Genomic DNA, 22,862 nt, shown 5'->3' with positions numbered 1-22,862 from the left:
TTTCCGATAAAACGTCTGGAGGCAGCTATTTCCCACTGCGGTTCCGGCCTACGTACAACCCTGGCCACTGCCAAGGCTTTTCTTAATTCTCCCCTTCGCACCATCACCTGGCGCAGCGTCATTGCAAATAAACTTCGCATGTTATTGACGGTACTGTCAGTAGTTTTGGGAACCGCCTTTTTATGTGGATCTTTGCTGCTAACCAACTCCCTTGAACGCACCTTCTCCTCCATTGTGGATGCTGGCGTTGATGGGGTTGACCTCGGCGTTATTGGCCAACAAAATAATCCTGATGGCGTGCCTTTTTCGGTAATCTCCGAAATCTCGCAATACCCTGAGGTCCGCGCCGTCAACATCATCGGCGACGGCCCTGGCACGCCTTCAGGCACCACCATGACCGGCCAATCCGCCCTGATCCTCACCGATTCCACGGGTGCGCCATTGCAAGCAGGCAGCTCCGGCACCCATCCTTTTGCGGTTTATCCCCCCAATGAATGGGTGTCCCCTGAGCCGCAGATTGTCGAAGGCCATGCGCCCACCGCCGATAATGAAATCATTGTCAACACCTCTGCCGCCGAGCGCGGCGATTTGCAGGTGGGCGACCGCGTCACCGTTGTCACCCCGACAGAGCGTATCGACGCAACCCTCTCAGGCACTTTTGACTCTCGTTCCGATGTAGCCGGCTGGATTGGTGTCGGCTTTTCTGAATCTCGTTATATTGAGCTCTTTACCAATGGCACTCACGCCAGCCAGATCACCATCGCCGTCAAAGATGGTGCCGATCCAATGGCTGTACGCAACCGCATTGGCAAAACTCACCGGGATCTAATGCCCCTGCTCCCCGACCAAATCATCGAGCAGACCACTGGTGATACCACCAAGCAACTGGAGTTTATGACCTATATCCTCATTGCTTTCGCGGCCATCGCCCTCATCGTCGGTTCCTTCATCATCGCCAATACCTTCGCCATGATCGTGGCTCAGCGCACCAGTGAATTTGCTCTGCTGCGTTCCATTGGTGTCTCTTCTTTCCAAATTGGCTTTTCCGTAGTCATGGAAGCCGTCTTTATTGGCGCAGCCGGTGGACTCATCGGCATCGCTTTGGGATTCACTGTGGTCAACACCCTGGTGCGATTCCTCAACAAATGGGGCGATGCCCTCTCCTCCATCAGTATTTCCTATAACCCCAGTTCCTTCATTCTGCCACTGATTTTTGCGCTCGTCGCCACCATTCTCAGCGCTATTCCCCCAGCTCACCGCGCCGGAAATCTCCCACCCGTCCAAGCCTTCCAGTCCTCCGATTCCCGCAGCACTTCCTTGGGCATGATTAAAAACATCTTCGGCGCCATTACCCTAACCGCCGGAATTGCCCTGACCATTGCGGGAGCACTTGTTTCCGCAGTTAATGGTGACGAGCTAGGTACCGAGCCAAGAATGGCGCTTATCGGCGGTGGCACCCTATCGGTGTTCGCTTCTATTGCGATTAGTGGCCCCGGCCTTATCCTCATTACTGGGCGTACCGTCGGAGTCCTGGTGATGGCTCCTTTCAGGGCTGTGGGCAAATTGGCGCAACGCAACACCCTAAGAAACCCGCGTCGATCTGCAACTACCGCACTCGCTGTAACTTTAAGCGTGGGCCTTGTTGCCTGCGTCGGTGTAATTGGTGCAACCACCCGCGCCAGTGTGTTTGGATCCCTCGATTCCTCTATTCGTGCCTCTTTTGTGCTCGACACCATCGGCGGCACCATGGTTCCCGGACAACCTGCGGGCGGCTCGCGTTCACTTTCCATGCCCGCAACCGTTGCGGCTAAAGCCGAATCCGTTCCAGGGGTTTCCGAAGTTGGCACTCTCATGACCGCTAGCTTGGCCGCAGACAGTTGGAATAATGAATCCACCACGGTTTTTGATGGCGATATTGCCGAATTTATGGATCTAGCCGTTCGTTCTGGCGAAACTTTTGATGACGAGACTCCCGGCGCGATGATCTCCACCACCTATGCGGATCAATCAGATCTTAAAGTTGGCGATCAGATCTCCCTCACCCCATATGGTTCCGAAGATGGGATTCTTGTCCCAATCTCCGGCATTTACGCCGAAACCAATCTTTTGGGACACCTCGCCGTCAATTACACCGCCGCTGAGCGAGTACTTAACAACTCCGAGTCCTACCACCGTTCCCAAGTATTCATTAGAAGTGACGGCACTGTCCCAGATGATAATCTCCGCGAAGCCCTCACCGCCGCCGTTTCCTCATTCCTCATCGTGCAGGTTAAATCCAAGGCAGAATTCCGTGGCAGCCTCGGTACTCAAATCAACCAGCTGCTCGGTATCGTTTATGGCTTGCTTGCCCTCGCTGTAATTATCGCGGTCTTGGGCATTGTCAACACCTTGATTTTGTCACTGAGTGAACGCACCCGCGAGATCGGAATCCTGCGTGCAACAGGTGTGCAGCGCAGACAAATCCGCCAAATGGTCACCTTAGAATCTGTCATTTTGTCCATCCACGGAGCCTTCCTCGGACTACTCATGGGTACTTTCACCGGCTGGGCAATTGTCAGTTCTTTGCGGGCCAAGGGTATGGCTCCCGTGGAACTACCCTGGACCCAAATCACGATGATGCTTTGTGCCACAGTGGCAGTTGGCGCCATTGCAGCCCTCATTCCGGCGAATCGCGCCTCCAAGATTTCTCCATTGGAAGCAATCCGCTAAGACTCCGGCTCATTTAGCGGCTTGGTAATGGGCAGGCGTTGCTTCCGCTGACGCAGTCGCTTTTGCCGAATATTTCTAATTTGTTGGCAGAGATTCGCAAAGGCTTTTTTGTCATTTAAAACGCCAGAGCTTACTTCCAGCACCTCCCAGCCGGCTTGCTGGAGCAAGTTCTTGCGCGTTGAATCTGCTGCTCTTTGCTGGGCACTATAGTGCCAGCCTCCGTGGTATTCGACGGCTACAAAAGAATGTGGATCCGCCAAATCTAAATAAAGGACTTTACCCTCAATTTCCACCCGAAACTGGGGCACAAAATCTCCCATTCCAGCCTTCTTTAGACGCACCCGCAACACCGATTCAGGCGGAGATTCGGCAAAAATACTTGTATATCCTGCCAGTTCATGGAGCTTTTTGTGTGCTTTGATTCCCTGCCAAATCTCAGGGTTTTGCCTTAGTAAAAAATCCAAAAGGGCGACGTGATCTTCAAAACTTCTCTGTGCATTGCCATAGGTCTCGGGCATGCTCACAATATCCACGATTGCTTGAATATCTGTTACTAAGGTGCGCCCGCTAATTATTTGCACTTCCGCTGGCGTTTTACGGCGCAGAATTACCCCTTTGCCACTTTGTGCGCTGGCAGCCGAAGCAGCAGAAGGTATAGAGATTATTGGGCGCCAGTTTTCCTCCGGCAGGTCATAACCTCGACAGGAAAGCGCCGCAAATCCCCTTAACACCCCATTGGGATATCTTTTAAATAACGCTAATGCCACTTTGTGCGGATCTGCAGCAAGATCTTTCCGCAAATAGACATTCCCGGTTATTTGGCTAAAGTGCCGATAAAAATCCCGCTTGGGAATTTCTTTGGCAACTTCCCTATATCGCACTGCATCCTTGAAAAATAAGTAATCCCCCATACTTATTTGGACTGCGCGCTTCTCAGCTTGGTTCCGTCCAGAATGAACTTTTATATGGGCGCACCCTTTTTAAGCCTTTAAACGGCCACACAGAGCGCCACTTTTAGAACCCATTTTCCAATTTTATTCAAGGGATGTGCCTCAGCCTACAAAAACCTACCCGTCCACTAAGAATTTGTAGATTCTGGCACAAAAATCGACCCTTTTTTGTGCCAGAATCTACAAGAACGTACGTTCCCTTCCCCATTTTGTAGGTTCTGGCACACCCAAGCCCTTTAGAGCTCGAATTTATAGCCCAATCCGCGCACGGTCACAAGATAACGAGGGCGTGAAGGCTCTTCTTCAATCTTGGAGCGCAATCTTTTCACATGCACATCGAGGGTTTTGGTGTCGCCCACATAATCGGCACCCCAAATGCGGTCAATCAGCTGGCCGCGGGTAAGAACTCGACCGGCATTGCGGAGCAAGTACTCCAAAAGATCAAATTCCTTCAAAGGCATGCTCACTGGTTCGCCATCGACGGTGACAGTGTGGCTATCAACATCCATACGGACGCGACCACCTTCGAGGATTTGATCATCATCTTCCACCTCTTCGGCTTCGCTTTCAGTAACACCTTTACGGCGCAACACGGCGCGAATGCGGGCAATGAGCTCGCGGGAAGAATATGGCTTGGTCACGTAGTCGTCAGCGCCGAGTTCCAGGCCCACTACCTTGTCAATCTCGGAGTCGCGGGCGGTTACCATGATGACGGGAACAGAGGAGACGGTGCGCAACTCTTTGCATACATCGGTGCCGGACATTCCGGGGAGCATGAGGTCCAAAAGCACGATATCAACTTCATTGCGGCTAAACTCTACCAGAGCTGTAGGGCCGTCACCTGCGATAATGGTGTCAAAACCTTCTTTGCGGAGAAGGAAGGCCAAAGGATCCGCCAACGATTCCTCATCTTCAACAATCAGGATTGTCGTCATGATTTTTCCTTTCGGCGTCCCGAATTTCTGGACGCAGTCGTGCGAATTGGTGAATCCAAACTTGGACCCTGCTTGGTTTCAGCTGGTTCCTTGGACTCTGGCTGATAGACAGGAAGTTCGAGAGTGAATGTGGAGCCAGTTCCCGGACGGGACCATAAACTAATACTACCGCCGTGATTAGCCATCACATGTTTAACAATAGCCAGGCCAAGGCCAGTTCCGCCGGTTTGTCGGGAACGGGCTTTGTCTACACGGAAGAATCTTTCAAAGACTCGACCCTGATCCTCTGGCGCGATTCCGATGCCACGGTCAGTTACTCGAATCATCACCACGTTATTGCGGATGCTTTGGGATACTGAGACGGGCACTGACTTGGGCGAATAATTAATGGCGTTGCTGATCAAATTAGCCACAGCGGTGACCAGCAGGGAACGATCTGCTTCCACCCACACGCCAGTGCGATCGCCGCGGACGATTTCAATATTGGCATTGTCTGCTGCCAGCTGGGTGCGTTCGATGGCTTCGCTGATAATGTCGTCGACCTTGACCGGCTCCATGTCAGGAAGTCGCTCTGCGCCCTGCAGCTTCGATAGCGAGATGAGCTCATTGATCATATCAGCCATGCGGTGAGCTTCGCGGTGGAGTCGAGAACCGAAATAAACCACTTGCTCGGGGTCATCGGAGGATTCCATAAGCGCTTCAGCCAACAAGGCCATGCCACCAACTGGGGTTTTGAGCTCATGGGAAACGTTCGCCACGAAGTCACGGCGGGCGGATTCCATACGCACATTTTCAGATTCGTCGGTGGCGTAGATGATCACAAAACGGTCGTCGATAAGCGTTAGTGGTTTAACAACGGCCTGCACTGCGGTGATTCGGTTACCCGGGCGGTGCGGGCTTTTGTTCGGATACACATCCAAAGAATGGGTTTCCTGGTCCTGGAAAGCTTCTTGGGCCACGCGCCACACATCATTATCCACGGTGCGTTCGTGGACAATGCCCAGCTCATGGGCACTTCCATTGGACAAGATGACATCACCGGTACGATCCACAACGGTAATGCCGGTAGGTGACCCCTGAATGGCTAGGTGCAGGACCTGGCCCACCGTGGTCACCTGATTTTGAGAGAGGGTGATAGCCGATTTATGGCGGCGCAAGCGATCCTTGATTCGGGAATACGCAGGTAGGGTGAGGCCCATAAGGACCGCGCCCAAAACGAAAGCAAGAAAAGTGCCCACCTACAATTAGCTACTTATTACCCTGGTTTGCCACTGCTGCTGCGCCAGCTGCTGCTGCTTCGGGATCGAGGTAGGTACCACCTGGGTTGACAACGCTGCCATCAGCTGCGATCTCATAAACCAGTGGGATACCGGTTGGGATATTCAGCTCGGCGATGTCTGCATCGGAGATGCCGTCGAGGTGCTTAACCAAGGCGCGCAGGGAGTTGCCGTGAGCTGCGATGAGGACGTTTTCGCCCTTCTTTGCGCGAGGCAGAATCTCTTCTTCGAAATAAGGAACCAGGCGAATCACAACGTCCTTGAGGCACTCGGTGCGAGGCACGGTGTCAAGGTTTGCGTAGCGAGGATCATTTGCCTGTGAGTACTCAGCGTCGTCGGCAAGCTCTGGTGGTGGGGTGTCGTAGGAACGGCGCCACTGCATGAAGAGGTCGTCGCCGTACTTGTCCTTGGTTTCTGCCTTGTTCAGGCCCTGCAGTGCACCATAGTGGCGTTCGTTGAGGCGCCAGTCACGAACAACGGGAATCCAGTGACGATCTGCGCTGTTCAGCGCGATGTTTGCGGTGCGGATCGCACGACGCAGCAAAGAGGTGTAAAGAACGTCAGGCAGGACGCCAGCTTCCACAAGAAGCTCGCCGCCGCGCTTGGCCTCGGCCTCGCCCTGCTCGGTCAGATTGACGTCAACCCAGCCAGTGAACTGGTTAGATGCATTCCATTCGCTCTGACCGTGACGCAGAAGAATCAGTTTTCCGTTAGTCATGGATACTAGTTTGCCACTTTATGGGTTCTTTTGCGCGTTGAATTCAAGATGTGCGTGTGATCACACTCCACCAGCTGCTCCAAAGCGCGTTTGACCATCCACATTTTCCATGGCAATCGCCTCGTTATAGAGCGAAGACAATTGGGTGGCCGTCGCGGACCAGGAAAAAGCTTGAGCGTGCTCCACTGCATCCTCTCCCATTCTGATGCGAGTCTCGTCGTCGTCAAGCAGCGTTGCCAAGGTGTCGGCCCACAGGGCCGGATCGTGACCGTCCACCAGCAACCCGGTTTCACCCTCTGCAACCGCGATGGGCAACCCGCCCACGCGCGCGGCAATAACGGGCGTGCCACTGGCCTGCGCCTCCATGGCGACCAGCCCAAAAGACTCATTAAAGCTCGGCACCGCCACAATGTCGGCGGCGCGATAGACCGAAACCAGCTCGGCCGGCGGGCGCGGGTCAAGGAAACGAATACGCTTTTCGACGCCCAACTGCACTGCCAGGTTGCGATAGGTATCGGGGGAAGCATTCGCCCCGCTGGGCCCGCCACAAATAATGACCCGCAAATTGCGATTAGGATCGCGGCGGAACAGCTCTGCGACCGCCTGAATAAGAATCTGTGGCCCTTTAAAAGGCTGCAGGCGGCCCACAAAGGCAACCACCTTGGAATGCAAAGGAATGCCCAGCTCACGGCGGGAACGTTCAGTCGCGCGATCATTGCCCGGGTTGTAGAGCGCAACGTCTGCACCAGGTGAAACCACCGCAATATGGTCTGGATTGGCATCATAATGGTGCACCAAATCCCGCAGCTCTTCCTGGGTATTTACCGCCAGCACATCGGCATTATCCACCAGCTGCTGCTCACAAATGCGACGCGCCTCAGATTCTGGAGTGTCCGAATCATCGCGATAGGAGTTTTTCACCGCCGCCAACGTGTGTGCAGTATGCACCAAGGGAATGCGCCACAGATCGCGCATCAGCCAACCCACTTGGCCCGACAGCCAATAATGGGAATGAATAAGGTCATACTCAATGTGCTCGCGGCGGGTAAAAACCAGCATGCCACCGGCAAAAGCTGCGAGCTGTGTGGGCAGCTCCTCTTTGGCCAAGCCCTCATAGGGACCCGCCACAATATTAATAACCCGCAGGTTGGGGGCCACATTAACGATCTCCCCCTGGGAGGTACGAGTAGCTCGGGTATAAATATCTACTTCAACTCCCTGCTTTGCTAATTCTTTAGCAGTGGAGAGGACATAAACATTCATTCCTCCAGAATCACCAGTTCCGGGCTGCTGCAACGGAGAGGTGTGCATGGAGATCATTGCAATGCGCATGGGTTCATTCTAGAGGCTGCCTACACTGGAGGAAGCTTAAGCACACTTCCTCTCTATATACTTAAGGGGACAAATCAATCGCTATTGAAGGGACAGCATGTCAGCATACGAAACCAAGGCCTGGCTCCAGCACTATCCCGAGTGGACTCCGCACTCTCTTGAATATGGCGAGACCACGCTGCTGGACGTTTATGACAACAACCTGGCCATCAATGCCGAAAAGTCAGCCACCTACTTCTTTGGTCGCACCCAAACCTACGCTGAGCTGGACAAAGAAGTCCGCCGCGTGGCAGCAGGCTTGCGCGCTTTGGGAGTCCGCCCCGGCGACCGCGTAGCCATCGTCTTGCCAAACTGCCCTCAGCACATCGCAGCCTTTTATGCGGTGCTCAAGCTGGGCGCTACCGTCATCGAGCACAATCCCCTTTACACCGCCCATGAGCTGCTAGAACCTTTTAGGGATCATGGCGCACGCGTGGCAATCGTATGGGATAAGGCAGCTCCTACCGTGGAGAAACTGCGTTCTGAGACCTCCCTGGAAACCATCGTTTCCGTCAACATGATCAACGCTATGCCAACCATTCAGCGTTTGGCACTAAAGCTGCCTTTGCCAGCACTGCGCAAAACCCGCGATTCCCTGAGCGGCGATGCCCCCAACACCGTGCCTTTTGAAGTGCTTAAGAGCGCTGCCATGGGTGGCGAAGGCGAGGATGTAGTTTCCGAGCCTTCAGTGAATAAGGAAACCATTGCGCTGATCCTTTACACCTCCGGCACCACCGGTCGCCCTAAGGGTGCGCAGTTGTCCCATGGCAATCTTTTTGCCAATATGTTGCAGGGCAAGAGCTGGGTTCCAGGCCTGGGTGACAAGCCAGAGCGTATGCTCGCAGCCCTGCCAATGTTCCATGCCTATGGCCTGACCATGGTGGGCACTCTCTCTGTATTCATCGGCGGTGAAATGCTGCTGCTGCCTACCCCGCGCATTGACCTCATCATGAACCTGATGAAGAAGCACACCCCCACCTGGCTGCCGGGCGTTCCTACCCTTTATGAAAAGATCGTGGACGCCTCCGACGAGCAGAACATTCCTATTAAGGGCGTGCGCAACTCTTTCTCTGGAGCTTCTACCCTGCCGGTTCGGACCGTTGAGCGGTGGGAAAACCACACTGGTGGTCTGCTTGTGGAAGGTTATGGCCTCACTGAGACTTCCCCCATCATTGTTGGCAACCCAATGAATAAGAGCCGTCGCCCAGGCTATGTGGGAATTCCTTTCCCCGATACCATCGTGCGCATCGCCAACCCGGAGAACCTGGATGAAACCCAGCCAGATGGCACCGAAGGCGAAGTGCTGGTCAAGGGCCCACAGGTATTCAAGGGCTATCTCAACCAGCCCGAGGCAACTGCTGCTAGCTTCCATGGCGAGTGGTACCGCACCGGCGATGTCGGAGTGATGGAAGAAGACGGCTTTGTGCGCCTTGTTGCCCGCATCAAGGAAGTTATTATCACCGGCGGATTCAATGTTTATCCCGTTGAGGTGGAGGAAGTGCTCATGGAGCACCCCGATATTCAGGATGCCGCTGTGGTGGGAATTCCTCGTGAAGATGGTTCCGAGAACGTCGTTGCTGCCATCACCTTGGTCGAGGGCGCTGCGCTGAACCCTGAAGGTCTGAAGGAATTCGCCCGCGAAAACCTCACCCGCTACAAGGTGCCTCGCACCTTCTACCACTTCGAGGAGATGCCTCGCGATCAGATGGGCAAGATCCGTCGCCGCGAAGTCCAGGCAGAACTTCTGAAGAAGCTCGAAAAGTAACTCCCCTTGCGGTGGATCCGGCCCTGGATCCACCGCTTTTTATTAGCCCAATAAGGCCCAGGACTTAGCGATCAACTGCTCCAACACCTCTAAGTCCACATCTTCTGGCTTATTGATGTACACACAGCCCGCGCCCGTGGTGTATTTGCCCAAATGCGGCAGTAGTTCTTCATCTTTAAGTCCATAAAGTGAGATCTTGGACTTCGCCGGGCTAAAACCCAGCTGGAACCAATCGCCTTCGCGGCCAGTGTGGGAAATGTAGTGCACCTCGCCATAACCAATCATGGAAGGCCCCCACATTTTCGGCTCGGCCCCGGTTACGCGATTAAAAATTTCCAAAAGCTGCTTGCCATGCACCACCCGGCGCGGAGTGTCGAGCCCTTCGATATAACTCAGAGGGTCCACATCGGTGATGTGTGTCTTAATATCCGAGGCACTTTTACCGGTGTGACCAGCAGTAACTGTAGCACCTTTGGTTTCTGCACCAAGTGCTAGACCGCGTTCTTCCAATGCCTGCGCGATCCGCGAAAGCCCGGCTTTACCCACACCATGCAAGGCGATAAGCGTCTTATAGGGAACACCGTTAAGTGATTCCAGATCTGGGTAGCCAGCCGCCTTTAACGCATTGTGCAAGGGGGTGGCGGTGCCGGGGACTTCCGCAAAATCAGTCATCAATACTCATTCCAATCCAGACGGGTTCTGGCACCAAAGTTACCCCAAACGCGTCCTGTACGCCCCCGCGAATTTCCCGCGCGAGCTGCACCAAGTCCGCACTGCTGGCCTCTCCCCTATTGGTCAGCGCGAGGGTGTGCTTGGTGCTCAGCGAGGCCTTCGCGCCAGCACCTGGGTGCCCCTTGGCAAAACCGGCGCGCTCAATCAGCCAGGCAGCGGAAAGCTTTTCTTTATCGCCGGCCGGGTAGCGCGGCATGGTGGGCTCGCCAACCTTGTCAAAAATCGCCTGGGCCACCGCGGGTTCCACAATCGGATTGGTGAAAAAAGACCCCGCTGACCAGGTGTCGTGGTCGCCTGCGTCGACCACCATACCCTTGCCGCGCCGCAGCTCCAGCACCATATCCCGGACCAGTCGCACGGGGCGACGTGCCTGCCGCTCAGACTCCGAAACTGCTAATCGACGAGCCAACTCACCGTATCGCAACGGAGCGGACAAACCATCGGAGTGCAATTGCATCGTGATGGCCAGCACCACGGCGCGATTAGTAAACTTCAGGTTGGAGTATCGATAACTCAGCTCCAGTTCCGAGGCTGGCACCCAGGAAACTTCGCCACTGTGGCGATCATAAAGCTGCACCTGGGTAAGCACATCAGAAACTTCCGTGCCATAGGCGCCCACATTTTGTACCGGTGTGGCACCTGCAGAACCTGGGATTCCCGAAAGACATTCAATGCCGCCGAGTCCCGCATCAACGGCGAAAGAGACCACATCATCCCACTGCGCGCCAGCCTCCGCAGTGATGGTCGATTCCGCAAAATTGATGCTTACTTCATCTGCTTCCAGGATGACCGCGACAAGATCTAAATCGCCATCGGCGACAACAAGGTTGGAGCCCCCGCCCACAATGAGCAGCGGGAGGGAGGCGTCGTCAAGCAATTTAACAACGGCGACCACTGCCGCGGTGGAGCGACAACGCACAGCTAGGCGCGGTTTTCCTCCTAAATGGAGGGTGGTGAGATCGGCAAAAGTGACGTCCGAATCTAGTTCTACACCGTCGATTGCGGCAATTTCTTGGGCTAGCGATGAATCAAACACCCCACTAACGGTAGTCTTAACTACATGGCAACGCGTAGCGAAAACACAATTACGATCAACCAGCCCATCGAGAAGGTCCACCAGGCGCTGACTACTCAGGCGTACTGGGCCTACATCGCCGAGAACCTCTCCCCAGAACCAGGCGAGGTTAATGAGTTCGCCGAAGCTGACGGCGGCGCAAACGTCACCCTCTTCGAGGTGCTTCCACTGGAGGTACTTCCTGAGGCAGTGCGCGCGATGATCAGCCAGGCACTCAAGGTCAAGCGAGTCGTCAACGTTCCTGCATTCAACAACAATGCTGGCACCATCGACTACACCGCTGACGTCAAGGGCACCCCTGTTGATTTCAAGGGCACCATCGCTGTTAATGGCGATGACACCGCCACCACCTTTGTATATAGCAATGAAGTTTCCGTCAACATCCCATTCATGGGACCAGCCATCGAACCAAAGGTCGCCGACGCACTGGGCGAGCTCTTTGGCAACGAAGGCGCGCTGACCGAAAAATGGATTTCCGAGAACCTCTAAACAACCCTCTTCATGGCCGATCACGCTCATAATCTCCGCGCTTCATTTAAAATCCCCCCAGCTGGGAAAAAAATTAAGCCAATCGGCGTGATCACCCGCGGCACCACCGGTGTGAATCGTCTCCGACGTTTCGACCGGTGGTGCTTTCATCATCCCCAGGTCCGTGCGCTTGCTTCCGCTCCGGCCTTAGCACTTGATGTGGGTTACGGCGCGAGCCACACCACCACCGTGGAATGGGGTCGCTGGCTACATCGCCTTTCTCCTCATTTGCGGGTAGTGGGTTTGGAGATTAATCCTGAACGAGTTTTGCCTGCTCAAGACGGGGTTTCCTTTGAGCTCGGCGGTTTTGAACTAGCTGGTTACCAGCCGCAACTGGTGCGTGCCTTTAATGTGCTGCGCCAATACGATGTGGAGCAGGTCGCTGACGCTTGGGAGACCGTTACTTCTCGACTGGCCCCGGGTGGACTCTTTTTTGAAGGCACTTGCGATGAAATCGGCAGGCGCTGCAGCTGGATCACCCTGGATTCTTCTGGGCCCGTGGCGTTAACTCTTGCGTGGCACCCTTGGGGTGTCGAAAAACCCTCTGACGTGGCAGAACGCCTGCCCAAGGTACTTATCCACCGCAATGTCCCTGGCGAAAAGATCCACGCACTTTTGGAAGCTGCAGACGCGGCCTGGGATTATGCAGCCGGTTGGGAACCATATGGCCCCAGGGTACGCTGGGAAAAGGCGCGTCTAATGCTGGTCGAGCAGGGTTGGCCCATTGAAATCCCCCGGCGCCGCGTTGGCGATTGCCTTCTCACCGTGCCTTGGGAAGTTGTCGCGCCCTAAATTTCCGCACCTGCGCTAGGCGCCAATTTAAGGCTTTAATATCTCTAAATGAACAATAGGGTGCTGGGCTGCGTTTTAAGCCCGCAAATTGGCTTGTAGCGGGTGCATATTTTTGCAGGTAGGGTGCAATATTCTAGCCTTTTGAGCGTGGGTGTGCGAGAACCTACAAACTCGGGGGCGAGGGGCACAAAATTGTAGAATCTGGCACAAAAAAGCACCCATTATTGTGCGAGATTCTACAAAACGAAGCTCCCCCGGGACCTTTTTGTAGGTTCTGGCACACTTCGGCGCGCCCCGGCTCCGCCCGGCACATCCATGGCGCGCCCCGGCCAAAGTCAGCCCCAATTTCAGCCGCCTGGCACCACTCCCAGCAATCTTTTATGAGATTATGCCGCGCAATACTTTAAAAGACCTGCACAATAAGGGACACTGGGAACGTGGCTAAAACAAAAAGATCTGTATTTCCTAAAGTTCTGCTTACTATTGTTGTCGTTTTGCTGATTTTGGTGCTTATCGCTGAGTTTGGCCTGCGTTTTATCATCGGCAAGCAGCTCAAGGAGGAGTTCCAAAACCAAGCTGCGCAACAGGGCATTACCGTCGAGGAGGAGCCGTCGATTAGCTTTGGTGCTTCCCCGCTGCTGTTGGGCCTTGCCAAGGGAAGCCTCAATGAGGTGACGGTGGATACCCCGGACACGGTGCAGATTACCTATCCTGGCGGCGCCTCTTCTGCCCCAGAGATCACTGGCACCCCACAGGCCACAATTGAGCTAAGTGGCCTGGGAATTCGCGATCAGCAAAATCCGGTGGCGCAGAATCTCACGCTGACCACCTTCGCCTCTGATGAGTTTGTGCTCGCCACGATGCAGAAGCAGATGGCGGAGTCTGCAGGCGGGACCGATGAAAATGCGGGTCTAGCTGCGATGTTGGTACAGGAACTGGTGAAGGTTACCGATATCACCTCCGATCCAGCCTCCGAAACTGTCGAGGTGGAGTTCACTGACGGCGCCGCACGTGCTTCTTTGCGACCCCTCGTCCTCAATGGTCAGCTGGCCTTCGAGATCGTGAATTCGGAACTTTTGGGATTCACCCTGCCCGAAGAGGTATCCACCATGCTCACCGAGGGCGTGCAGTCTTCGATCCAGAATGTCGCCGGCGGCCTGCAAATCGCCGACATTCAGGTTGCCGACGGTGGCATCAATATCACCCTGACCGGCCAAAACATCAATGTTCGTACCCTGGAGAGCGCCGACTAAGCTTCTCGAAGAATCCTGACTCACCGCCCCAACTAAGGGGCGGTGATTTTTTGTACCCAACCTTGCCAGATACCCCATAGGGGTATACGCTCAGGAATAGAATACTTGTCATTTCAAAGGACTGATCCTGATGCCTACCTCCCCAAACTTGGTCACAGTTGACCTTGGCGTAACCGGTATGACCTGCACTTCCTGCTCCGCTCGTGTGGAAAGAAAACTCAACAAACTGGAAGGCGTCACGGCATCAGTTAACTACGCCACCGAATCCGCGCAGGTCAGCTACGATCCTGCCCTCGTGGCCCCGGATGAGTTGATCAAAACTGTCGAAGGCGCAGGTTATGGCGCGTTCAGCATGAACTCCGCCGCCCCTTCCTCAGAAGAAACCGCCGAAGGGGCCGCCACCTCCGGCCAAGACCGCATTGATAGCGCCCGCGATGAGGAAGCAGCCGACCTCAAGCACCGCCTTATCATTTCCGCGGCCTTAACGGTGCCGATTGTGCTGCTCAGCATGGTTCCGGCGCTGCAATTTAATAACTGGCAATGGGCTGTTCTGACAATGGTTACCCCCGTGTTCTTCTGGGGCGGCGCGCCTTTCCACAAGGCCACCTGGACCAATTTGAAGCACGGCTCTTTCACCATGGACACCTTGGTTTCCCTGGGTACTGCCGCTGCATATTTGTGGTCTTTGTGGGCGCTGTTTATTGGCAACGCTGGCCACCCTGGCATGAAGATGGAATTCCACCTCTTTGCTGGCGAATCCACCATGGATGAAATTTACCTGGAGACGGTCGCCGTGGTTATTTCCTTCCTGCTGCTCGGACGCTGGTTTGAGGTCAAAGCCAAGGGGCAATCTTCTGCAGCGCTGCGCGCTCTTCTGGATATGGGTGCCAAGGACGCTGCCGTTATCCGCAACAATGCCGAGGTCTGCATCCCCATCAGCAAGCTGCAGGTTGGCGATGTTTTTATCACTCGCCCCGGTGAAAAAATCGCAGCTGATGGCGTGGTGGTAGAAGGCGCCTCGGCAGTGGATCAATCCATGCTCACCGGCGAATCCCTGCCTGTGGAAGTAACCACGGGAGATAAGGTCACCGGCGCCACGCTTAATACCTCCGGACGCCTCCTAGTGAAGGTCACTCGCATCGGCGCAGATAGCACCCTCGCACAGATGGCCAAGCTGGTTAACGATGCCCAATCCCAAAAAGCACCGGTGCAAAGGCTGGTAGACCAAATCTCCCAGATCTTTGTGCCCGCCGTGATTGTGATTTCCCTGCTTACCCTCGGCGCCCATTTGATCTTCACCGACGATGGCCTGGCCGCTGCATTTACCGCTGCCGTCGCCGTGCTCATCATCGCCTGCCCCTGTGCTCTCGGTCTTGCCACTCCTACTGCTCTCCTAGTCGGAACTGGCCGTGGCGCACAATTGGGACTGCTGATCAAGGGACCTGAGGTGCTGGAATCCACCAAGCAGGTTGATACCATCGTCCTCGATAAGACCGGCACCGTGACCAGCGGAAATATGGAGGTCACTGAGGTAACAGCGTTGGGATACGCCAAAGATGAGCTGCTAAATCTAGCTGCATCCGTCGAAAATGCCTCTGAGCACCCCATTGCGCGGGCGGTTGCCCGTGCCGGATTGCCTGCCCCCGTAGAAGGTTTTGAGAATGTCGCCGGCCGCGGCGTCTCCGGCATGGTTGCAGGCCATGAGGTCACAGTGGGACGGCCCAATAAGCCGCTGCAGGGTGAGTTATTGCAGGCTTTTGAGCGCTCCCAGGAAATTGGCGGCACCCCGGTGGTGGTCACCATTGATGGTGTGGACAGTGGCGTAATTTCCGTGCGCGATAGTGTCAAGGAGACCTCGGCGGAGGCTATTGAACAGCTCAAGGGCCTGGGGCTGACCCCCATTTTGCTCACCGGCGATAATTTTGGAGCAGCACGCGCAGTTGCCGCCGAGGTGGGAATCGAGCAGGTCATCGCCGAGGTTCTCCCCGAGGACAAAGTCGCGGAAATCAAGAAGCTGCAGGCAGCGGGCAAAAATGTGGCAATGGTTGGCGATGGTGTTAATGACGCCGCAGCACTCGCTCAAGCTGATCTCGGCCTTGCCATGGGTGCCGGCACCGATGTTGCCATCGAAGCCTCCGACATCACGCTCATGAACAACGATCTCCGCTGCGCCGTCGACGCCATCCGCCTCTCCCGCAAAACCTTGGGCACCATCAAAGGCAACCTCTTCTGGGCTTTCGCCTACAATGTGGCGCTAATACCGATTGCTGCGCTTGGCTTGCTCAATCCCATGCTCGCCGGCATTGCGATGGCCTTTAGTTCAGTTTTTGTAGTGTCCAATTCTCTGCGCCTGCGCGGCTTCACCTCAAGGAATTCACAATGACCGACAACTCCTGCCACGCCGAGGGCCACTCCCACGGCTACATCGAAGAAAAATCCCGCTACCTCGCCCGACTCAAGCGCATCGAGGGCCAAACCCGCGGCATCCACCGCATGATCGACGAGGAACAGTACTGCATTGACATCCTCACCCAGATCGCCGCGGTAAACTCCGCCCTCAAAAACGTCGCCTTTGCGCTTCTCGACGACCACCTCGCTCACTGCGTCAAGGATGCAGCGGGGCTCGGCGGGGAGGAACTCGACGCGAAACTCAAGGAGGTTTCTGACGCCATCGCTCGATTCTCCAAGACCTAGGCACTTCTAAGTTGAGCTAGTGGCGCCGGTGGTGGAAGTCGCTGCTGTCGCGCCACCTGCTTAGCTGTTATTTGCTGCTTTATCCGCTGGACGAGGAGGTCCCATCGCTGGGGTTTCCACAGGTCAGAACTGGTTACCTCAATAATCACCCAGCCCCCTGCCCTTAAATCATTTTGCCGATGCGAGTCCGCCGACCTTTCCTCCGCACTCGCAAAGTGGCCTGCACCTTGGTACTCCAAACCTACTCTGAGCAGCGGATTTCCCAGATCCACATAATAAGTTTTGCGCATTCCCTGCACCGGCACCTGCGTCATGAACCCCGTTATCCCCTCTTGGCGCAGCCGTACCCGCAGAATTGACTCCGGACGTGAATCCGCCATCGCATCAATCCATTCGCAATACCTTCTGAGCTGCTCATCCTCTGCGATCTGCTGAAATAGAAGATGATTTTGCCTAACTAGATGATCCAGCAGCGCAACTTTTTCCGCGAAGTCGTTGCCCCGCTGCCGCTCCCAGGTGTCCGGCATATCAAAAATATCGACAATCGCCTGCACATCACTCACAGTCTTTTTGTCACCGATATAAAATTCTTTAGGCTGCTTATTGCGCAGGACCTTGCCGAATTGGGGTGGAACATAGGGAGTGTCCCGCGAAATCGAGAGCACCGGCACCCAATTTTTATCCAAAAGGCTATAGCCCCGGTATGCGAGGGCCGCAAAACCTCTTAGCATTGCCCCTGGATAACGCATCAACAGCGCCTCCGCGATACAAAGTGGATCTTCCAGTTGATCGTCGCGCAAGTAGATACAGCCGATAATTTTGGTGTAATTGCGCTCAAAGCTGCCGCGCTTAATTTCTTTGAGCAGGGTGTCGCGTTTCGCAGGCCCGGGTGGCAGATTATTTATGTCCATACTCTGTTGGACTGCCCAACTCCCCTATTTGGTTCCGCCAGATTCTGCACAAATCGCCCCTTTTAGGATATCTGCGCAGAATCCTGCCATTTTCCGGCCCCAAAAATAGCAGAATCCTACACAAATCCCCCTTAAAAGCGCAAATGTGTGCGATTCTGCAGACCATCTCGGCGCCTCACTAGCCCCGCAAAATCGCCCCGGCCTGAGAAGTGCCAATCCGAGTAGCGCCAGCTTCAACAAAAGCAACGGCATCGCCCCAAGTCCGGATCCCGCCAGAAGCTTTGATGCCGATTTTGCCCTCGCCAGCTGCTGCCATGGTACGCACTGCTTCGATAGAAACTCCGCCAGCAGGATGGAATCCGGTGGAAGTCTTTACAAAGTCAGCACCAGCAGCTCGCGCAGCACGCACAGCAACAGCAATTGCTTCTGGTGAGAGCACTGCGGTTTCTAAAATGAGCTTCAGTACAACTGGAGATGGCACGGCCTCGCGGATCGCAACGATTTCAGAGAGCAGCAAATTGGAATCAGCGGCCTTAACGTTGGCAATGTCCAAAACTACGTCGATTTCAGAGGCTCCGGATTGCACTGCTAGGCGCGCCTCGGCACCTTTTACCAGCGCAGGAGTTTTGCCATGGGGAAAGCCTGCAACTGTCGCAACTCTAATGCCTGCTTCCTGGGCTTTCTTTGTCAGATGCACCATATTATTGGGCACGCAGATGGCACCGACGCCCAGCTCGATCGCCTCTTCTATAAACACAGCAAGTTCGGCTTTAGTAACTTCAGGTCCGAGCAGGGTGTAATCGAGGAGAGCTGCCATCTGGGCGCGGGAAATAGTCATATCTCATACCCTACTTAGCTCGCAAAGAAATCCAAGGTAGAATCCGATAAATGAGTCCGAGTTCTTCTGAGATCCGTAATCGCCCCAGCACCGCTCCGGAGGAGCGACAGTTTGTTCTTACTTTTGGCTGCCCAGACTCCACAGGCATCGTCGCAAAGCTAAGTTCTTTCCTCGCGGAGCGAGGGGGATGGATTACTGAGGCTGGTTATTTCACCGATCCCGACTCCAATTGGTTTTTTACGCGCCAGGCAGTGCGCGCGGAGTCCATTGATATGTCTATTGAGCAGCTCCGAGAGGAGTTTGCACCGCTTGCGGAGGAGTTTGGTCCTCGTGCAAAGTGGAAGTTCACCGATACCGCGCAGGTAAAGAAGGCTGTGCTGTTGGTGTCCAAGGAGGGCCACTGCCTGCATGATCTGCTGGGACGTGTGGCGGAAAATGATTATCCAATGGAAGTTGTGGCGGTTGTCGGCAATCACGATAATTTGCGTTATATCGCAGAGAACCACAATGTGCCATTCTTCCACGTGCCTTTTCCAAAGGATGCCGTCGGAAAGCGCAAGGCTTTTGACCAGGTAGCGGAGATCGTTAATGGCTATGAGCCGGATGCGATTGTGCTGGCGCGTTTTATGCAGATTCTGCCCCCGGACCTGTGCGAGATGTGGTCGGGCCGCGTGCTCAACATTCACCACAGCTTCCTGCCGTCCTTTATGGGCGCGCGTCCCTATCACCAGGCGTATAGCCGCGGCGTGAAGTTGATTGGTGCGACCTGCCACTATGCCACCCCAGATCTGGATGACGGCCCCATCATTGAGCAGGACGTTATCCGCGTAACTCACAAGGACACCCCCACTGAGATGCAGCGCCTCGGCCGCGATGCGGAGAAGCAGGTGCTGGCTCGCGGTTTGCGATTCCACCTTGAGGACCGCGTGCTGGTCTACGGCAATCGCACCGTTATTTTCGACTAAATACAAAAAGCCCCGCGGAACCTTGCAGGTTTCCACGGGGCACTACTATTTATTGCTTTGCGACGGGCTCTTGGATCAAATCGCTAGTGGATTCATCACTGGTGGTTTCCCGCAACTTCTCATGTTTAATGAACAGCAGCAGCACAAATGCAATGGCAATCAGCGGCATCATGGTGAAGAACACTGGGGTCAGTGCATCGTTATAGGCGCCGGCAAAAGCATCATGCAGCGGAGCAGGCAGTTGGTTAACCATAGCTGGGGTGAGGTCATTGGAATCAATGCCACCCTGGGCAGCCATTGCAGCTTGTTCCTCAGGGGAAAGCTCTGCCATTGCTGCTGGCATGCGTTCTGCCATGAGATCGCTCAAGTTACCCACGAACATACCGCCGACCAGTGCGGATCCCAAAGAGGAACCGATCTGACGGAAGAAGTTGTTTACAGCGGTTGCAGAGCCAACAACGGCGATTGGCAAGGTGTTTTGCACAACCAACACGAGTACCTGCATTGCCAAGCCGAGACCAACCCCGAGCACCAGCAGGTAAATGCCGATCTGCCAGAGGCTGGTTTCCACGGACAAGGTTCCAAAGAGAACCAAGGAAACAAAGGTGATTGCCATACCCACTGGTGGGAAAAGCTTGTACTTACCAGTCTTGGTGATGCGCAAACCAGTCCAGATGGACATACCCATGAGGCCAACCATCATTGGGATGAGCATGTAACCTGCTTCAGTTGCATTGATGCTGTGCACCATCTGCATATAGGTAGGCAGGTAGCCGATTACGCCGAACATTGCTACGCCCAGGATCAGGCCAGCGATGGTGGTGATGGCAAAGTTGCGGTTCTTGAAGAACTGCATTGGAACCAATGGATCCTTAGCGCGCAACTCAACGACAACCAGCAAAATAGCAGCAACAATAGTAGCGATAATCAAGCCGATGATGATCGGATCGCTCCACTCATACTGGGAACCGCCCCAGGTAGTGAAGAGGATCAAGCTGGTGGTGGCGATGATCATAAAGACGGTGCCCAGGTAATCCCACTGGAACTTCACCTTGCGCTTTGGAATATCCAAGAAGTAGATGGCAACACCAATGGCGATGATTCCTAAAGGAATATTCATCCAGAATGCCCAGCGCCAGCCGGGGCCTTCGGTGAACCAGCCACCGAGCAAAGGTCCAAGAACTGCGGAGAGGCCAAAGACGCCACCCATAACACCCATGTAGCGGCCACGCTCACGAGCAGGAACCACATCGGCAATAATTGCTTGGGCCAGAATCATCAAGCCACCGCCACCGATGCCTTGCACAGCACGGCCAACAATCAACCAGGTCATATTGCCGGCGAGGCCACCAATAATGGAGCCCAATAAGAAGATCGACAATGCGCCGATGAATAGGCTCTTACGTCCCACAAGGTCGCCGAGCTTGCCATAGATTGGCAGCATAATGGTTTCTGCCAGCAGGTATGCGGTGATAACCCACATCATGTGGTCCACGCCGCCAAGTTCACCAACGATAGTTGGCAGTGCGGTACCGAAGATCATCTGATCGAGGGAAGCCATCATCATGGCGACCATCAATGCAGCGAGAATCCACCAGACTTTTTTCTGTTCTTCGGGGGTCATGGAAGAAGGTACTTTTTCCTTCTTCACTTTCCTGCCCCGCACCTTTGCGGGGCTTGTAGAGGTTTCAGACATTATTCGTTCGTTTCCTTGAGGTGATCTGCACGGATGAATACCAGCAGAATGGCAGCGAGCACGGCGATCGGAGCCAGCGCCAAGAAGATTGGCGTAAGAGCGTCATTATAGGAAAGTTGGATGGCTTCACGCAGAACCTGAGGCAGGGTATCCACGAGATGCGGGGTCAAGTTGGAGGCGCCGGAGAAGTTGCTCATTGCATCTGCATATGGAGCACCTTCGGCACCCATAGAAGTGATGGCAGCGGGAACATTTTCCACAAAGCGGTCAGACAGATTGCCAATGAACAGGCCACCGATCAGTGCGGAGCCAATGGCGCCACCAATTTGACGGAAGAAGTTATTGGAACCTGTTGCGGTGCCAACCATAGTGACTGGGAAGGAGTTCTGCACGATAAGAACCAAAATCTGCATAGCGCAGCCGAGGCCAAAACCGAATACAAAGAAGTAAATGCCAACCAACCACAGTGGATCCTTAGGCTCCAGGGTGGAGAGCAGGTATAGGGCGACGACGATAACAACCATGCCGACAACTGGGAACCACTTGTACTTACCGGTGCGGGAGACAATATTGCCAACGGTAATAGAAGTACCGATCAGGCCAATCATCATTGGGATCAGCATCAGACCGGCTTCAGTTGGGTTGAGGCCGTGCACCATCTGCAGGTAGGTAGGCATATATGCGATTGTGCCCATCATGAACATACCAACGCCGATACCGGCGATTGCAGTGAGCACGAAGTTGCGGTTTGCAAAAAGGCCCATGGGGACCAGTGGGTCAACCGCGCGCTTTTCGACGAAAACAAACACGATGGTCGCCACCACAGCGGTAACAATCAACCCGAGGATCATTGAAGAGCCCCACTCGTATTCGTTGCCACCCCAGGTAACAGTAAGCACGATGGCAGTGGTTGCAATCGCCATAAAAATGCTGCCCAGCCAGTCAACGGTAACCTTGCCGCGTTCACGAGGAGGAAGCTTTAGCAAGACTGCAATTGCGACAAGAGCAATAATGCCGATTGGTACGTTAAGCCACAGACCCCAGCGCCAGCCTGGTCCATCGGTAAACCAGCCACCGAGCAAAGGTCCCAGGATTGAGGAAAGTCCGAAGACGGAACCCATAACACCCATGTACTTTGCGCGTTCACGAGGAGTGGTGACATCTGCAGTAATTGCCTGGGAGAGGATCATCAAGCCACCGCCGGCGATACCCTGCAGTGCACGAGCCACAATCAGCACCGTCATAGAGTTAGCCAAGGCACCGATAATGGAGCCCACTACAAAGAGTGCAATGGCGAACATAAAGAGGTACTTGCGGCCAAACTGGTCACCCAACTTGCCAAAGATTGGCAAGGAGATGGTCTGACCCAAGAGGAATGCAGTAATAACCCAGGTCATGTGGTTAACTCCACCGAGTTCACCAACGATGGTTGGCAGGGCGGAACCGAAAATGGTTTGGCCCAGTGAGCTCAGCAGCATGGCAAGCATTAGTGCGCCGATAATAAGGCCAACGTGACCAGTGGATTTATCAGCAACAGCGATTTCGCTTGCGGCTTCACCATAAGGAGCGGAAACGTGCGCCGAGGGCGCGCCGCTCTTTGAGATGGTGGTAACGGGACGTTCTTGGTCCACGTCGTTATTCATTGTCATTTTG

19 protein-coding genes are annotated in these 22,862 nt (G+C 54.7%); 8 read left to right on the top strand and 11 right to left on the bottom strand.

The window, feature by feature from the left end; translation table 11 throughout:
- The first annotated feature begins 138 nt into the window (after positions 1-138).
- Entirely contained in the window at positions 139-2,709 is a 2,571-nt protein-coding gene (locus SFC07_RS03200) for an ABC transporter permease (protein ID WP_411206796.1), read from the top strand.
- On the opposite strand, the gene SFC07_RS03195 is transcribed toward SFC07_RS03200, so the two are convergent.
- The 5 genes from SFC07_RS03195 to mshA all read right to left on the bottom strand — a co-directional run bounded on the left by SFC07_RS03195 (position 2,706) and on the right by mshA (position 7,921).
- On the bottom strand, positions 2,706-3,620 hold the full coding sequence (locus SFC07_RS03195; RefSeq protein WP_411206795.1) for a hypothetical protein: 915 nt from the start codon (positions 3,618-3,620) through the stop codon (positions 2,706-2,708). The genes SFC07_RS03200 and SFC07_RS03195 overlap by 4 nt on opposite strands.
- A 275-nt stretch (positions 3,621-3,895) precedes the next feature.
- Positions 3,896-4,594 carry a winged helix-turn-helix domain-containing protein gene (locus SFC07_RS03190; protein WP_411206794.1) on the bottom strand — a complete coding sequence of 233 codons (699 nt, stop codon included), beginning with the start codon at positions 4,592-4,594 and terminating at the stop codon, positions 3,896-3,898.
- A complete protein-coding gene (locus SFC07_RS03185) occupies positions 4,591-5,832 on the bottom strand; it encodes a sensor histidine kinase (protein WP_411206793.1) in 1,242 nt (413 codons plus the stop codon). The genes SFC07_RS03190 and SFC07_RS03185 overlap by 4 nt, the downstream gene beginning before the upstream one ends.
- 10 nt (positions 5,833-5,842) lie before the next feature.
- Positions 5,843-6,589 (bottom strand): phosphoglyceromutase, encoded by a 747-nt coding sequence (locus tag SFC07_RS03180; protein WP_411206792.1) that lies wholly within the window; start codon positions 6,587-6,589, stop codon positions 5,843-5,845.
- A gap of 60 nt (positions 6,590-6,649) precedes the next feature.
- Positions 6,650-7,921 carry a D-inositol-3-phosphate glycosyltransferase gene (mshA, locus tag SFC07_RS03175; RefSeq protein WP_411206791.1) on the bottom strand — a complete coding sequence of 424 codons (1,272 nt, stop codon included), beginning with the start codon at positions 7,919-7,921 and terminating at the stop codon, positions 6,650-6,652.
- 97 nt (positions 7,922-8,018) lie between these two features.
- On the opposite strand from mshA, the gene SFC07_RS03170 reads away from it, so the two are divergent.
- A complete protein-coding gene (locus SFC07_RS03170) occupies positions 8,019-9,725 on the top strand; it encodes a long-chain-fatty-acid--CoA ligase (protein ID WP_411206790.1) in 1,707 nt (568 codons plus the stop codon).
- A 42-nt stretch (positions 9,726-9,767) separates the two neighbouring features.
- On the opposite strand, the gene SFC07_RS03165 is transcribed toward SFC07_RS03170, so the two are convergent.
- Entirely contained in the window at positions 9,768-10,397 is a 630-nt protein-coding gene (locus SFC07_RS03165) for a DUF1801 domain-containing protein (RefSeq protein WP_411206789.1), read from the bottom strand.
- On the bottom strand, positions 10,390-11,493 hold the full coding sequence (locus SFC07_RS03160; RefSeq protein WP_411206788.1) for a UDP-N-acetylmuramate dehydrogenase: 1,104 nt from the start codon (positions 11,491-11,493) through the stop codon (positions 10,390-10,392). The genes SFC07_RS03165 and SFC07_RS03160 overlap by 8 nt, the downstream gene beginning before the upstream one ends.
- 24 nt (positions 11,494-11,517) lie before the next feature.
- On the opposite strand from SFC07_RS03160, the gene SFC07_RS03155 reads away from it, so the two are divergent.
- The 5 genes from SFC07_RS03155 (at position 11,518) to SFC07_RS03135 (ending at position 16,799) form a co-directional block, all read left to right on the top strand.
- Positions 11,518-12,021 carry a DUF2505 domain-containing protein gene (locus tag SFC07_RS03155; protein ID WP_411206787.1) on the top strand — a complete coding sequence of 168 codons (504 nt, stop codon included), beginning with the start codon at positions 11,518-11,520 and terminating at the stop codon, positions 12,019-12,021.
- Between the two features lie 12 nt (positions 12,022-12,033).
- Positions 12,034-12,852 carry a class I SAM-dependent methyltransferase gene (locus SFC07_RS03150; protein WP_411206786.1) on the top strand — a complete coding sequence of 273 codons (819 nt, stop codon included), beginning with the start codon at positions 12,034-12,036 and terminating at the stop codon, positions 12,850-12,852.
- Positions 12,853-13,289: 437 nt separating this feature from the next.
- Positions 13,290-14,105, top strand: a complete 816-nt coding sequence (locus tag SFC07_RS03145; protein ID WP_411206785.1) for a DUF2993 domain-containing protein — start codon at positions 13,290-13,292, stop codon at positions 14,103-14,105.
- Positions 14,106-14,235: 130 nt separating this feature from the next.
- Positions 14,236-16,488, top strand: coding sequence for a heavy metal translocating P-type ATPase (locus SFC07_RS03140; protein WP_411206784.1), 2,253 nt, complete (start codon positions 14,236-14,238; stop codon positions 16,486-16,488).
- Positions 16,485-16,799 carry a metal-sensitive transcriptional regulator gene (locus tag SFC07_RS03135; protein ID WP_411206783.1) on the top strand — a complete coding sequence of 105 codons (315 nt, stop codon included), beginning with the start codon at positions 16,485-16,487 and terminating at the stop codon, positions 16,797-16,799. The genes SFC07_RS03140 and SFC07_RS03135 overlap by 4 nt, the downstream gene beginning before the upstream one ends.
- On the opposite strand, the gene SFC07_RS03130 is transcribed toward SFC07_RS03135, so the two are convergent.
- Both SFC07_RS03130 and deoC read right to left on the bottom strand, forming a co-directional pair.
- Positions 16,796-17,710: an endonuclease domain-containing protein gene (locus tag SFC07_RS03130; protein WP_411206782.1), complete on the bottom strand. Its 915-nt coding sequence runs from the start codon at positions 17,708-17,710 to the stop codon at positions 16,796-16,798. The two genes, SFC07_RS03135 and SFC07_RS03130, sit on opposite strands and share 4 nt — an antisense overlap.
- 178 nt (positions 17,711-17,888) lie before the next feature.
- The gene (gene deoC, locus SFC07_RS03125; RefSeq protein ID WP_411206781.1) at positions 17,889-18,548 is read right to left on the bottom strand and encodes a deoxyribose-phosphate aldolase; all 660 of its coding nucleotides are present in this window, start codon (positions 18,546-18,548) and stop codon (positions 17,889-17,891) included.
- 50 nt (positions 18,549-18,598) lie between these two features.
- Here deoC and purU point away from each other — a divergent pair, with 50 nt between their 5' ends.
- Entirely contained in the window at positions 18,599-19,513 is a 915-nt protein-coding gene (gene purU, locus SFC07_RS03120; RefSeq protein WP_411206780.1) for a formyltetrahydrofolate deformylase, read from the top strand.
- 49 nt (positions 19,514-19,562) lie between these two features.
- Here purU and SFC07_RS03115 read toward each other — a convergent pair whose 3' ends face one another.
- Together SFC07_RS03115 and SFC07_RS03110 are read right to left on the bottom strand one after the other, a co-directional pair.
- Positions 19,563-21,209 (bottom strand): MDR family MFS transporter, encoded by a 1,647-nt coding sequence (locus tag SFC07_RS03115; RefSeq protein WP_411206779.1) that lies wholly within the window; start codon positions 21,207-21,209, stop codon positions 19,563-19,565.
- Complete coding sequence (locus SFC07_RS03110) at positions 21,209-22,852, bottom strand: DHA2 family efflux MFS transporter permease subunit (RefSeq protein WP_411207027.1); 1,644 nt, start codon at positions 22,850-22,852, stop codon at positions 21,209-21,211. The genes SFC07_RS03115 and SFC07_RS03110 overlap by 1 nt, the downstream gene beginning before the upstream one ends.
- Between the last annotated feature and the right edge of the window lie 10 nt (positions 22,853-22,862).

This window comes from Corynebacterium callunae (assembly GCF_046592015.1).
Classification (GTDB): Bacteria; Actinomycetota; Actinomycetes; order Mycobacteriales; family Mycobacteriaceae; genus Corynebacterium; species Corynebacterium callunae_A.
This window is presented reverse-complemented; position numbering and strand designations above follow the sequence as displayed.

Bases quoted from the DNA above. Each gene is read 5' to 3' on its own strand.
- SFC07_RS03165 (WP_411206789.1), bottom strand. From the start codon at position 10,397: ATGACTGATTTTGCGGAAGTCCCCGGCACCGCCACCCCCTTGCACAAT.
- SFC07_RS03200 (WP_411206796.1), top strand. From the start codon at position 139: ATGTTATTGACGGTACTGTCAGTAGTTTTGGGAACCGCCTTTTTATGT.
- SFC07_RS03130 (WP_411206782.1), bottom strand. From the start codon at position 17,710: ATGGACATAAATAATCTGCCACCCGGGCCTGCGAAACGCGACACCCTG.
- SFC07_RS03140 (WP_411206784.1), top strand. From the start codon at position 14,236: ATGCCTACCTCCCCAAACTTGGTCACAGTTGACCTTGGCGTAACCGGT.
- SFC07_RS03190 (WP_411206794.1), bottom strand. From the start codon at position 4,594: ATGACGACAATCCTGATTGTTGAAGATGAGGAATCGTTGGCGGATCCT.
- mshA (WP_411206791.1), bottom strand. From the start codon at position 7,921: ATGCGCATTGCAATGATCTCCATGCACACCTCTCCGTTGCAGCAGCCC.
- SFC07_RS03150 (WP_411206786.1), top strand. From the start codon at position 12,034: ATGGCCGATCACGCTCATAATCTCCGCGCTTCATTTAAAATCCCCCCA.
- SFC07_RS03115 (WP_411206779.1), bottom strand. From the start codon at position 21,209: ATGTCTGAAACCTCTACAAGCCCCGCAAAGGTGCGGGGCAGGAAAGTG.
- SFC07_RS03155 (WP_411206787.1), top strand. From the start codon at position 11,518: ATGGCAACGCGTAGCGAAAACACAATTACGATCAACCAGCCCATCGAG.
- SFC07_RS03170 (WP_411206790.1), top strand. From the start codon at position 8,019: ATGTCAGCATACGAAACCAAGGCCTGGCTCCAGCACTATCCCGAGTGG.
- SFC07_RS03195 (WP_411206795.1), bottom strand. From the start codon at position 3,620: ATGGGGGATTACTTATTTTTCAAGGATGCAGTGCGATATAGGGAAGTT.
- deoC (WP_411206781.1), bottom strand. From the start codon at position 18,548: ATGACTATTTCCCGCGCCCAGATGGCAGCTCTCCTCGATTACACCCTG.
- purU (WP_411206780.1), top strand. From the start codon at position 18,599: ATGAGTCCGAGTTCTTCTGAGATCCGTAATCGCCCCAGCACCGCTCCG.
- SFC07_RS03180 (WP_411206792.1), bottom strand. From the start codon at position 6,589: ATGACTAACGGAAAACTGATTCTTCTGCGTCACGGTCAGAGCGAATGG.
- SFC07_RS03110 (WP_411207027.1), bottom strand. From the start codon at position 22,852: ATGAATAACGACGTGGACCAAGAACGTCCCGTTACCACCATCTCAAAG.
- SFC07_RS03135 (WP_411206783.1), top strand. From the start codon at position 16,485: ATGACCGACAACTCCTGCCACGCCGAGGGCCACTCCCACGGCTACATC.